This is a genomic window from Aliivibrio fischeri (assembly GCF_009727955.1).
In the GTDB taxonomy this organism is placed as follows: Bacteria; Pseudomonadota; Gammaproteobacteria; order Enterobacterales; family Vibrionaceae; genus Aliivibrio; species Aliivibrio fischeri_A.
Genome location: NZ_WOBR01000003.1, coordinates 87,618 through 100,623 on the forward strand (window position 1 = coordinate 87,618; position 13,006 = coordinate 100,623).

At 39.8% G+C, this 13,006-nt stretch carries 11 protein-coding genes; 3 read left to right on the top strand and 8 right to left on the bottom strand.

The features are described from left to right. Nucleotides 1-24 precede the first annotated feature (24 nt). Nucleotides 25-1,161: a DUF3103 domain-containing protein gene (locus GNP81_RS02225; RefSeq protein ID WP_155670473.1), complete on the bottom strand. Its 1,137-nt coding sequence runs from the start codon at nucleotides 1,159-1,161 to the stop codon at nucleotides 25-27. Nucleotides 1,162-1,410: 249 nt separating this feature from the next. Here GNP81_RS02225 and GNP81_RS02230 point away from each other — a divergent pair, with 249 nt between their 5' ends. Then, a complete protein-coding gene (locus GNP81_RS02230; RefSeq protein ID WP_155674080.1) occupies nucleotides 1,411-1,890 on the top strand; it encodes a transcriptional regulator in 480 nt (159 codons plus the stop codon). A gap of 64 nt (nucleotides 1,891-1,954) precedes the next feature. Here the strand turns inward: GNP81_RS02230 and GNP81_RS02235 are convergent, their stop codons facing one another. The 7 genes from GNP81_RS02235 to GNP81_RS02265 form a co-directional block, all read right to left on the bottom strand. Then, nucleotides 1,955-3,136 (bottom strand): tetratricopeptide repeat protein, encoded by a 1,182-nt coding sequence (locus tag GNP81_RS02235; protein ID WP_155674081.1) that lies wholly within the window; start codon nucleotides 3,134-3,136, stop codon nucleotides 1,955-1,957. Beyond that, nucleotides 3,133-3,753, bottom strand: a complete 621-nt coding sequence (locus tag GNP81_RS02240; RefSeq protein ID WP_155674082.1) for an energy transducer TonB — start codon at nucleotides 3,751-3,753, stop codon at nucleotides 3,133-3,135. The genes GNP81_RS02235 and GNP81_RS02240 overlap by 4 nt, the downstream gene beginning before the upstream one ends. Further along, complete coding sequence (locus GNP81_RS02245; RefSeq protein WP_011263091.1) at nucleotides 3,753-4,157, bottom strand: ExbD/TolR family protein; 405 nt, start codon at nucleotides 4,155-4,157, stop codon at nucleotides 3,753-3,755. The genes GNP81_RS02240 and GNP81_RS02245 overlap by 1 nt, the downstream gene beginning before the upstream one ends. Further along, nucleotides 4,154-4,663 (bottom strand): MotA/TolQ/ExbB proton channel family protein, encoded by a 510-nt coding sequence (locus GNP81_RS02250; RefSeq protein ID WP_155670465.1) that lies wholly within the window; start codon nucleotides 4,661-4,663, stop codon nucleotides 4,154-4,156. Before GNP81_RS02250 ends, GNP81_RS02245 begins: the two co-directional genes overlap by 4 nt. Continuing rightward, nucleotides 4,663-6,018: a MotA/TolQ/ExbB proton channel family protein gene (locus tag GNP81_RS02255; RefSeq protein WP_155674083.1), complete on the bottom strand. Its 1,356-nt coding sequence runs from the start codon at nucleotides 6,016-6,018 to the stop codon at nucleotides 4,663-4,665. The genes GNP81_RS02250 and GNP81_RS02255 overlap by 1 nt, the downstream gene beginning before the upstream one ends. Nucleotide 6,019: 1 nt before the next feature. Further along, nucleotides 6,020-6,787, bottom strand: coding sequence for a DUF3450 domain-containing protein (locus tag GNP81_RS02260; RefSeq protein ID WP_155670461.1), 768 nt, complete (start codon nucleotides 6,785-6,787; stop codon nucleotides 6,020-6,022). A 110-nt stretch (nucleotides 6,788-6,897) separates the two neighbouring features. Continuing rightward, the gene (locus GNP81_RS02265) at nucleotides 6,898-9,000 is read right to left on the bottom strand and encodes a TonB-dependent siderophore receptor (RefSeq protein WP_155674084.1); all 2,103 of its coding nucleotides are present in this window, start codon (nucleotides 8,998-9,000) and stop codon (nucleotides 6,898-6,900) included. 360 nt (nucleotides 9,001-9,360) lie between these two features. Here GNP81_RS02265 and GNP81_RS02270 point away from each other — a divergent pair, with 360 nt between their 5' ends. Both GNP81_RS02270 and GNP81_RS02275 read left to right on the top strand, forming a co-directional pair. After that, complete coding sequence (locus tag GNP81_RS02270; protein WP_336495475.1) at nucleotides 9,361-10,458, top strand: NapC/NirT family cytochrome c; 1,098 nt, start codon at nucleotides 9,361-9,363, stop codon at nucleotides 10,456-10,458. A 12-nt stretch (nucleotides 10,459-10,470) separates the two neighbouring features. Further along, nucleotides 10,471-12,924, top strand: coding sequence for a molybdopterin guanine dinucleotide-containing S/N-oxide reductase (locus GNP81_RS02275; RefSeq protein WP_155674085.1), 2,454 nt, complete (start codon nucleotides 10,471-10,473; stop codon nucleotides 12,922-12,924). Nucleotides 12,925-13,006: the final 82 nt, after the last annotated feature.

The window sequence follows — 13,006 nt, forward strand, 5'->3', positions numbered from 1 at the left end:
AGTCACTCTTATTAAAGTAATATACTATTGAGTTTTTTGAATAATTAACGGTGCAAAATCTGCAGTTGCGTTGTTTCCAGCGCCTGAGTGTTCCGTGTATTCTGTATCTTTCATAATGGTATAAAATACATCAACAAAATCGTCATCGTTAACGAATAAATCATCAGGAAGTAACGCGATAATTGCACTCGTCATTTGAGGAATAATCAAATACGCTTGCGCTTCCTTATCAGGAATTGTAGCTAAAAAATCACTAGCAGCTTTTAAGATCGTTTGTGCTAACTGCTTATAATCTGTTTTATCATCTTGTTCCATTAGAATAATATCAGCGGCACCCCAACGGTAGCGATCCCAAAAAACCATGATCTGATTAGCTGGATATGATTGCTCAGCATAATCCAAGTAAGGCATTTCAATCACATCAATCGTTGGTTCGTCTCTTGAAGGACTGACGCCAGATACAATTGCGTATATTTCAGCCTTACCAGAGATCCAAGGTTCATGATCATCTTTTAACTGAATTTTCTTTAAGATGGTGGTATTAATTTCAGTTGGTTCCGCAGCAGCTCTTAACATCGCATAAGGGGCCGGCTTCGCTTTTTCACTTGGTTCACTAGATTGCAGCGCTTTAAACTCATCACGCATTAATGCTAAACCAGCTTTCAGCTCTTCACGGTTATTAGTATCAACCACTAATACAGGTTGCTCAGGAACATCGTAAACATCTAAATAATGAAGATTACCATCGATATCATAAGCTTCGATGTATTGCCATTCGCTCTCTGCCCCTTCTGGCTCAAAGGCAAATAATGGACTTTGACCGGCTTGCCAACGAGCTAACATACTTGGATCAGCTAAGCGCAATTCAAGCAATTCATCAGTATATTTTTCTAAACCACGAGCTTGGATCTCAGTTTTATTGGCTGTTGTCATTGCAGCCATAAAAGTGCGAACTTGTGGTTGAGGTTTAGTTTGAGTTGATAAATCAGATAATGATGCACTCATTTGATACTGATTAATGGTACTTTTTAAATTGTTTTCTAATTGTGGAAAAGCACGGCTTAACTCTTGTGCCAAAGCACGCTTAGACACATCATCTTGTGCTGCAGCCATAGCAGGAGTCATCAAGCAAAATACGAGTAGCGCTGTTAATTTGTTCATACAGCATTCCTTATTTATAGTTATTGTATTGATTTTGAATCCATTCAAATTTGTCCTTATCCCAACCATACCAAAAATGAGACAAAATTAAAGTCAATACTCTAATTTATCTTTCGAATATCAAAAATCAAAAGTGAGACAGTTTTTCGGTGGAATGAGCTGTTATTGACTACGATTGATATTAACTTGGCAATTTGTATAAAAGTAGACCAGACTACTTTGTAGATGCAGATAAAATGAGGCGATAAAATGACATTAACTTCGTGGCTAGCTTCCATTTCAAACTGGTATCAGACAAAACACGATAAGTCGCTTGATTCACTTGAGCAATTGGTTTATTCGGCACCAACATCTATTTGGGGGCCAGAATTAACCGATGACCGAAGTAAAGCGATTGCTTGTTGGCTAGATGGATGCCTACGAGTTTTTGAGCACGCTAAGTATCATAATACTGCAAAAGCATTTCAAACATTACAATACATCAGCTCAAAATTAGAAATGGTCGCTTTTAGCTCTGCAGCAGATATCGAGATCAAAGATTGGTGCATTAAACGACTACAGCACATTACTGTATTAAGTTTAGAGTTCTGTAACCAGCAACATGATCAACCCACATGGAATATCGAAGCTAACACATTAATTGAAAATCACGTTAAATTAATGGCAAGTGTGGCTTGGAATGAAACACAGACTCCTTCAAATATTCACAATTCAAATTCACTGCATTAAACAATATTCATTAATGGTTATAATAAAAAAGCAGCGTTGAACGCTGCTTTTTTTATTAAGTGGATTAACCTTTAATCTGCCTCATTTGAGACAAATATTGTATCCACCCTTTTGCTTCATTAGATGGTTTAAACTCATTAGCTCTTTTGGCATTAACAAGCGCTAATTCCAGTTGATTTAACTTATAGTAAGCGCGAGTTTTAGCTAACGCCACATCATCAGTTTTATTGTAATCCTTTACTTTATCTAAACTTTTTAGCCCTTGTTGATAATACCCTTCTTGAATCTGAAGCTGAGCAACTTGCCAATAATATTGGCCATCAAATTGTGCTGCTTTTTGCCAAACCGCAATCGCTTTATCCCACTCTTTTGCGGCCTGCCAGTAAGTTGCTTGTGTAATTATTATGTCTTTATCCGTTTCATAATCCGCTAATTGCGCCATCACTTGCGCCGCTTTTTCAGGAATGCCACGCTGTGCATATAACTGCGCTAATATTTTCAATTCAGATTGACTTAACACAATGCCTTGACGCTGTGCTAACACCAAGGTATCCAACGCATTGCTTGGTTGATTCAATTGCAGTTGAATACTTGATAATTGCTGCCACCACCCTGCTTGCTCAGGTTCTAATTCAATCAGAGCAGTTAATGTTGGTATCGCTGATTTCCAATACTTACGTTGTAATTGTGCACCAAGCTTTAAAACTAATACTTGTCGTTTATCTTGTTTTTTATCAATTTTCACTACTTTTTGGTGCATATTTAATGCAGATAGCACCTTATCCCATTGTGATATTTGATAATGTGTTTGAGCAATTCGAAACCATAAATCCCCTATTTTTTGATTTTCGGGTACGGTTTTGGTTAATTGGTAATAATGAGGTAATGCCTCTTTAAATCGTTGCTCAGTTAATAGCAGATCTGCCAGCATTCGCTGTGTTACCCACGCTTGTTCATCAACTAATTGTTGGCTGCTGACAGCGGTTGAAAGGTATTTTACCGCCGCTTTACTGTTCCCATTTTGCCAATGAAAAACACCTAACATTCGCTGTACATAGGCTTTATCATAAGCCTGTGATGGCGTTAGTTTAGAAAGAATATCAATAGCATCCACTATTTTATCTTGTTGCTGCAATTGAATTGCGCGCTGTACTTTTGCCGCATTATATTGAGTTAGTTGTTGCGCTTGAGCAACCCCACTGAACATCAAAATAACACCAAAAAGAGGGGCGATAAATTTCATCATTTTGCTAACGTAAACTCCAATTTCACGGTTTGTCCGATTTGAGCAATGGTTTTACCATCAATCACTTTTGGCTGATATTTCCATTTTTTCAATGCCTTAACCGCTTCTCTTTCAAACATTCTACGAGGTTTTGCGTCCGTTACTTTTACATCTATAGGGCGTCCTTGTTCATCAATCGTAAACGACATCACAACAAAGCCCTCAGCCCCTCTTTTCATCGCTTTAGAAGGGTAACGAGGTTCAACACGATACAATGGCATCGCTTGCTGATTACCCGTAAAGTCCGAAAAATTTGGCGCACTAATGGCTAAGCCAGAAATACTTGAATCTAACTCAATCAGTGGCATTGAACTTTGGGGTGTAACCATTGACGTTTGAGTTTGAGCGGCCATTGGGGTCGCTTGTGGCGGAGGTTCCGGCGTATCTGGCTTTTCTGGCACACGGCGTTGGCGACGCTGTACATCTTGTTCTTGCTCAGCCATCACCATATCAAAACGAACCGTTTCACTGCTTTCTGGCTTATCTTGAATGCCGTTATCTACCATCCAAGCCATGAATGTGAATATGCCAAACGTCATGGATATTGCGATTGGCATAGCTAAAAATAAACGCCACATTAGCCTTTCTCCGCAGCTAAAGCGATACCTTTAACACCAGCACCTTTCGCTGCATCCATCACTTTAATAACCGTACCGTTATACGCATGTTCATCCGCTTGAATAACTAATGATGCTTCTGGCTGTTCAAGTAATAAATGCTCTAAAGTTGCTTGCACTCGCTCTGCATCTACCATGCGTTTATCAATAAAAATATCATTTGATGCAGTGATAGCCACAAATATACCCGCGTCTTTTTGGCTTGATACATTACTGGCTTGAGGACGATTAACCTCTACGCCAGATTCGCGCACAAATGAACTCGTTACAATAAAAAAGATCAACATGATAAATACGATATCTAGCATGGATGTTAGATCAATTTGTGCTTCTTCTTGATGTGAAGAACGACGGCCAAGTCTCATGACTGACTCCTTAATGCTTTTTCTAATTGGTGTTCTTTACGACGACAAATTTTAGCGAGACGAGCATGAACAAACATCCCCGCCAAGGCTGCAACCATTCCAGCCATAGTCGGTAATGTTGCTAATGAAATCCCTGATGCCATTAATTTAGGTTGGCTGCTTCCTTGATTTGCCATTACATCAAATACCGATATCATTCCAGTAACCGTACCTAACAAACCTAACATAGGGCATATTGCCACTAACACCTTGATGAAATTCAAATATTGATTTAGTTGTAGATGAGCTTCACTGATCCACCCATCTCTAATGGTTTTGGCATACCAAGACTCATGATCACTGCGTTGCTGCCATTGCTCAACCCATCGTTTTCGCTGTATTGGAAAACTAAACGATATGAAAAATATTCGCTCGATAACCAACAACCAACACAAGGCAACTACAGCAGCCAACCACCATAAAATGGGGCCGCCTTGAGCCATAAAATGTGAAAGAAAAGCCGTCATTACGCTGCCATATCCATTGCGTTAGGTTGCACTACTTTTTCAGCTTGTTCAGCAACTAACCCTAGCCCTTGTTTTTCAAGAATAGTACGAATACTTTCTGCTTGTGAGCTTAAAATATTATGCGTAAGTAATAGTGGCATTGCCGCAACTAAACCTAAAACCGTAGTAACAAGTGCCATCGAAATACCCCCCGCCATCACTTTTGGATCACCATTACCAAACTGCGTAATCACTTGGAATGTTTCGATCATGCCGGTAACCGTACCTAAAAGCCCTAACATTGGAGCCAAAGCAGCTAATAGTTTAAGCATAGACAACCCTTTTTCTAGCCCTTGCTGTTCATCAACAATGGTTTCTAATAAACGCAGTTCTAATGCTTCAACTGAACGTTGTTTTTCTGCATCGTAAACGGCAAGTACACGGCCTAGTGGGTTTTGACCAAGCTCTTGTGGTTGCTTTAATTGCTTTCTAATTTGTTGGCGAATAACAAACAATCTCACGCCATTAAATAATGAAATAATCAATCCAATCAGTAATAAACCAATAATGATTTTACCAACCACACCACCCGCTTGAAGACGCTCTTTCATTGTTGGCGTATTAGCTAATTGCTCTAGCATGATGCCACGTGAAGGATCACTTGCCATCATGATGACGTGTTTGTTTGACATCTCAGATAAGATAGTTGTTGTAGGAATCAGTTTTGGCTGTTGAGCATAGTAAGTCGCTACTTGCTTTTTATTGTCCCATTGCAAAAAACCATCATCACCAACCAATGCCATATTACCTAAGCGATAAGCATTGATCGATTGGCGATGACCAGAGCCATTAATCATGGTTACCGTCGTTAATTCTAATTCAGAACTTGCATTAATTTGCTGAGCCATGGTTTGCCATAACCCCGTTAATTGCGTCATAGAAGGCAAAGACTCAGCTGCAACGATATCCGAAATTAACTGACGATGTTCTACATTCGTCGCTCCTGAAACCGAGCTTTTTAACTCCGAATCCAAATCTTTTGCTGTCTGTCTTACCACACCAAACAATTCACCTAAGCTGCCTGTTTCTAAATGCAACTGCTGCTCCAATGTTGCTAGTGTTTTTTCATTTTTGCTGAAAGTAGCACTTAATTGATCGCTTTCTTTTTGCAGCTTTTTACGCTCTGCAATCAATGCGTTTCTTTGGGCTTTTAAGCTTTGTTCTGTTTGTTTAAAACCAGACTCTCGTTGTGCATCCTGCTGTTTTTGTACATGACTTGCTTGTTTTGTCTCTTTCAACAACTCTGTGTTTGCAGTCGCTGTATTCATCGAAAGACCAAGCAGTGAAATAGCTAAAATCAGTGGCTTAATTGTCATGTTATTTCACCTCTTTTAGTGATAAAGATACAGGTAGAGTCAATAAGCTTGGGGCAACTTGTTTATAAGCGACTGAATAGGCTTTCGCTAAATCATCATTAAACTCAGAATCCAGAGCCTCCCATTGATTGGTGTACGTATTCCAACTCCAATATTGAGAAGCATCAAGACGACGAGCGAGTAAAGATACGCGTCCTAAATGCAGCATATCTGCATCTATTTGTTCATTATTTTCAACAATGATCTGTGTTTGGTATGTACCTAGCTTTGTGCCGTAATCCATTTCGATCTGGTAGGCTTCGAGGAGTCGACGATATTTTTCAGCATCACTTACGTCCGCTCTAGTCATCATATGTTCAAGCTTGGCAATGCGATGTAAACGCTCTTCCGTTTTAATTGGCTGATCTTGTTCAACTACTGTCGATAAACCAGATAACATCTTATACATTAAAGGAACAACACCTTGTCTGGTCTCTTTAATGGTCTCAATTTGGTCATTTAAACTTACCATCTCTTGCTGCTGACTATTCACTAAACCTGTTAAATGATCACGATATACTGCCAAGTTTTTTACTTCTTCTTGGAGCTGCTCAATTTCGGCTTTATAAGCTAACGTCGCTTCTGCACTTTTATCGATTTTCTTCTGACTTATCGCTGAAGAAGTATTTGATTTATTTTCAATTACTCGTGCTTGATCAAGCGCAGTTGCCTGAGCGGTTGTGATCACGGTTGCTAATGCAATACCGATACTGATTTTTAGAATATTCATATTTATCAATTTCTTAACTGTTTATTTTTAAGAACGAGCTCTTAAAAATTTGTATTCAAATAAACGCACTAAAGGGAGACCGAAGCCTCCCTTATTTTTATTACAATAAATTAGTATTTAACTTGCAGTGTCGCCATGTAGTTTCGGCCTTCACCAATAACAACATTCGATGCCCCATCGGTTGCGTAACCATTCTTACCAGTTGAACCACCACCTGCTAAGTAGTCAGTATCAAACAAGTTTTCAACATTAAAACGAGCGACAAAGGTTAAATCTTGGTCATATTTGATGGTATGAGATAACCCTAAATCGAAACGTGCATAGCCATCTTTTTTAAAGGTATTCGCTGCATCACCGTAACGCTCACCAACATAAATAGCGCCTAAGTTTGCATCGGTACTATTAGTAAATGCATAGCGAGTCCATACACTTGCAGTATATTCAGGCACATCCGCAGGACGGTTACCTTCATACTTTTCATCTTTCGCATATTCAGCATCTAGATATGTCGCTGAACCGCTCATTGATAACTGCTCAGTAATAAAGCCTTGCATCGCTAACTCGACACCACGGTGAACACGTTCACCTGATTGTGTTTTCTCTTTCTTACCACCACCTAAATCAACATCAATCGTTGAGTTTTCTTGGGTAATATCAAATACAGCACCAGATACAAACAGCTGGTTATCCATTAATTCCCATTTAGTACCTAGCTCATACAGCTTGCCACGTAAAGGGTCCAATTTTTGACCGTCATTCACGTATTCACTGCCTGATACTTCACCTTGCATTTCAAAGCTTTCAGAATACGTTGCATAGATAGAACCAATGTCCATCGGATGATAAATTACAGCAAACTTAGGTGATACCGCTTCTTCTGCTAAACCTTCCTCAACTTGGCGATCTAAACGAACACCAACTAATGCTTGCCATTGATCATTAAACGTAATCATATCCTGAGCATAAAAACCCCATGTATCGTACTTAGATGTTGTATCTCTAGGGTCTTTATTTGGATTACGCTCTGGAGCGGGAGCTGGCTCGCCAACTTGGCCGACAGAACTATTAAATGAATACTCTAAACGGTCATAACGATAACCTAACCAGTTACTACCAAATAGCATTTGATGGCTTACGCCTAACGCATCAAATTCACCGATTAAATCAATGCTTGCTGTTTTAAATACCCAGTTATCTTTACGATCACTACCGCCTTGAACGTATTCACCCGTTGCTGGATTATAAGTTTCTTCTTTAGGGAAGCTCTCTACGTCATGACGATTAAAATCTTGATGATTAAAGCTTGCGTTAATGCGCCATACATCAGTTAAATTTGCAGTAACATCAACACCAATGTTTTCTACATCATTTTCGATTTTTGACCACTGAGCATCCCAAATGTATTTATCATTAACAACCGTTTTGCCATCTTTAATGTAAGCACCAGAATCCACGCTACCTTCATCAATTGTACGGTCATAATGGAATGACACAGTGATATCATCATTGATGTCATAATCTAAGAATAAACCACCTACAAAACGCTCTGTAGAAGGCACCGTTCCATCACTGTATTGACGCCATGAGTTGTAAGTTTGCTTTGATACAATGGCACGACCACGTAATGTTTGGTCATCATTCAATGCACCACTTACATCCGCAGTTGTTCGAGAATCATTATTTGAGCCTAGATCTTGACTCACACTCACTTGAGTTTCATAGGTCGGTTTTTTAGCAACCATATTAACCAAGCCACCCGGAGCTGACTGGCCATATAACAGACCTGAAGGACCTTTTAGTATCTCAACACGCTCTAATAATTCAATTGGTTGACGATAATGAGACCAATGTTGTTTTCCATCACGTAAGAAACCAGAGCTACTGCTTAGTGAAAAGCCGCGCAATGTAAATTGCTCACGGTTACGTGTAGTTGCACCAGCACCGATACTTGCATCATTCTTTAGAACTTCACCAAGCGTACTGGCACGTTGTTCATCAATAAGTTGCTCATCAATAACACTCACTTGTCCTGGAGTTTCTAATTGAGTTGCCTCCATTCGCATGGAGCTTGAATTTGTATCTGCCTTGTAACCATAGTCACGACCAGTAACAACCATGTGCTCATCAGTTGTTGATGCATCTGTTTCAGCGTAAGCAAAAGGCGTTGATAAAACGGCGCTAATAACAAGAGCTAACTGACTTTTAGAAAACATATTCCATTATCTCCAAATCTTTTTATTTATTAAACGGGTGATAAAAATCTGAGATGGAATATAAATGATAATTGTTACCATTTGCATTAAATTTACATTCTTTGCATTCGTAAAGAAAGGTAAAGATGGCGTTACGCATAAAAAATATTTTTCAACAAAATCAAACTGAAGGTTCAACAATTAATGAACAGATTTTCATGAGTATGGCAACGAAATATAAAACAGCTTATTAATAGAACTCTCATTTTTGAGCATTAGATTACATTTTTTGAAATATTTTATTTTTTACTTATATACCGCTAACCCCAAAGTGGTAACATTGCGATTGACCACACATAGAATGTGGCTAAATTAAGGATCATTATTATGAACAAACGCTATATCGCTTTAATCGCTGCTATCGGTATTGCCATTGGTTGGTTAACCTTTGGTGGTACACAAGCAGTTCTTCACGCCACTTCTAGTACTGAATTTTGTGTTTCATGCCACACGATGGAAAAACCACTGCATGAATATCAAGGCTCCGTTCATTTTAGTAACCAAAAAGGCATTCGTGCTGAATGTGCAGACTGTCACATTCCTCAAGAACCAATTGATTACCTAATTACTAAAATCCGTGCCTCTAAAGACATCTATCATGAATTCGTTACGGGTAAAATTGATACGGATGAAAAATACGAAGAGCATCGTTTAGCTATGGCTGAAACGGTGTGGGAACAAATGCGTGAAAATGATTCAGCGACATGTCGTTCTTGTCATAGTTTTGATGCAATGGAAACCTATGACCAATCAGTAAGCGCACAGAAAATGCATGTTTATGGACAAGAAAACAACCAAACCTGTATTGACTGTCACAAAGGTGTTGCTCACTTTGCTCCTCAAGCTAAGTTAGATACGTCTGCATTTGATCATTTATTTGATATGGCGAAAAACACAAAGCTTGATGCTGAAAAGGTTTACCCTATTGAAAATATTAAGATGTCTGATCTTGCCATCATCAACCCAACGGTTGAACTTACAACAGTAAGCGCAAAAGATGAAACTCGTACAGTAACAGTTTCAGGCTTCCAAATGAAAGGAGCTGAATCAGTTATTTACATGGGTGAAGGCCAACGTTCAATCATCGCGACGCTAACAGAAAAAGGCATTAAAGCATTAACTCTAGGTGAAGCAACTACCGATGCTTACGGCAATGAATGGCGCAGCGCCGAGTTAACAGGCACAATCGATGCACCTGTTCTAGCTTCAAACCAACCTTTATGGGATTACGCTGAAGAGCTTGATAATGTGTACTGTTCAACATGTCATGCCAAAATTCCAGCAAATCACTTCACAGTGAACTCTTGGGGTCCTGTGGCTAAAAGTATGGGTGCACGTACTGATATTTCAGCACTGAACCTTGAAATCCTAACTAAATTCTTCCAAAACCACGCTAAAGACGTGGCTAATCATAAATAAGAGAGAGTGACTATGACTAACATTTCTCGTCGCGGCTTTTTAAAAGGCGCAGGTGCATCAGCAGGTGCACTAGCGATTACGTCTATCGCTCCTTTATCTGTTAATGCCGCTACTGCTGGTCGCACAGATTCATTGGTTTTAACTGCTGGTCGTATGGGCCCATTACTTTGTGAGGTAAAGGATGGCGAGCTGCTATCAACTAAAAGTGGTTTAGCTCAAACCGTACCAAATAGCTTACAACAGACGGGGCCATCACAAGTTTATACAAAAGCTCGTGTAAAATACCCAATGGTTCGAAAAGGTTACTTAGAAAACCCAAGCGACCCTCAAGGCGTTCGTGGTAATGATGAATTTGTACGTGTTTCATGGGATGACGCATACAAACTAATTCACGAACAGCATATGCGTATTCGTAAAGAAAACGGGCCTGAATCTATTTTTGCCGGCTCTTACGGTTGGCGTTCAAGTGGTGTTTTACATAAAGCACAAACGCTACTGCAACGTTACATGAGTATGTCTGGTGGTTATGCTGGTCACTTAGGCGATTACTCAACAGGTGCAGCTCAAGTTATCATGCCGCACGTTGTTGGCTCTATCGAAGTGTATGAACAACAAACTACTTATCCTGTTATTTTAGAAAACAGTGAAGTGGTTGTGTTATGGGGTCTAAACCCATTAAACACACTAAAAATTGCATGGTCTTCAACAGACGGGCAAGGCCTTGAGTTTTTCCATCAACTGAAAAAATCAGGAAAAACCATCATCATTATTGACCCAATGCGTTCAGAAACCGCTGAATTCTTTGGTGATAATGCACAATGGATTGCTCCTAACCCGCAATCAGATGTGGCAATGATGATGGGTATTGCTCATCAATTAGTCAAAACACAACAGCACGATACTGAATTCCTTGCTAAATACACAGTAGGCTTTGAACAATTTGAAGCATACCTAATGGGTAAAGAAGATGGTATTGAGAAATCACCACAATGGGCAGAAGCGATTTGTGGCGTACCAGCAAAACAGATGGAGCTGCTGGCTAAGATCTTCAAAGAAAACCGCACTATGCTTATGGCTGGTTGGGGTATGCAACGTCAACAACATGGTGAACAACGCCACTGGATGTTAACCGTTCTTGCTTCTATGCTTGGTCAAGTCGGCCTACCGGGCGGTGGTTTTGGTTACTCATACCACTACTCTAATGGCGGTAATCCAACACGTGATGCTGGTGTATTACCAGCAATGTCAGCGTCATTAGGCGGTGGCTCATCGGCAGGCAACGACTGGGCAGTTCAAGGTTCTGTAACCGCTTTCCCTGTTGCTCGTATTGTTGAATGTTTAGAAAAACCAGGGACACAATATCAACACAATGGTCATACATTAACCTTCCCTGAGTTAAAAATGATCTGGTGGGCAGGTGGCGCTAACTTTACTCACCACCAAGATACCAACCGTCTGATCAAAGCATGGCAAAAACCTGAACTGATCGTTATTTCTGAACCGTACTGGACAGCAGCAGCTAAACACGCGGATATCGTTCTTCCAATCACTACCTCATTCGAGCGTAATGATATGACGATGACTGGTGATTACTCTAACCAACATCTTGTTCCAATGAAGCAAGTTGTCGAGCCACAACATGAAGCACGTAATGACTTAGATGTTTTCGCAGATATGGCTGAACATTTAAAACCAGGTGGTCGTAATGTGTATATGGAAAACAAAACGGAGATGGAATGGCTTCGTGATTTCTATAAAGCAGCACAACAAGGTGGGCGTAATGCACGTATTCCTATGATGAACTTTACTAAGTTCTGGGAAGCGAACCAACTTATCGAAATGAAATGGAATGCGAAGAACGCTGAGTTTGTTCGTTTTGGTGACTTCCGTAAAGATCCAATCATGAACCCACTAGGCACACCAAGTGGTAAAATTGAGATCTTCTCAAAAACCATCGAAGGCTTTAAGTTAGATGATTGCCCTCCACACCCAGTATGGATGGAGCCAACGGAGTGGATGTTTAACTACACAGATGGCGAACTTCAATTAATGACGTCGCACTCTGCACATCGCTTACATAGTCAATTTAACTATGCTGATCTTCGTAAAGAGTATGCAATCCAAGATCGTGAGCCTATTACGATTCACCCAGAAGATGCAAAAGCTCGTGGTATTAAAGATGGTGATTTAGTTCGCGCTTACAACCAACGTGGTCAAGTTTTGGTTGGTGCACATGTTTCTGATGGTATTAAAAAAGGCAGTGTATGTATCCACGAAGGTGCATGGCCTGATTTAGACCCGAAAACAGGTATGTGTAAAAACGGTGGTCCAAACGTATTAACAATGGATATTCCAACGTCTCGTTTAGGTAATGGCAACTGCGGTAACTCAGGTGTAGTGAAAATTGAAAAATTCACAGGTGTTGCACCAACACTTACAGCGTTTACTCCACCAATGAATGGGTAATCTTATATAATTCATAGGATGTGATAAGCATTCATTTCTTATAAAAAAAGCGCTCTATATTTAGAGCGCTTTACTTTATTTA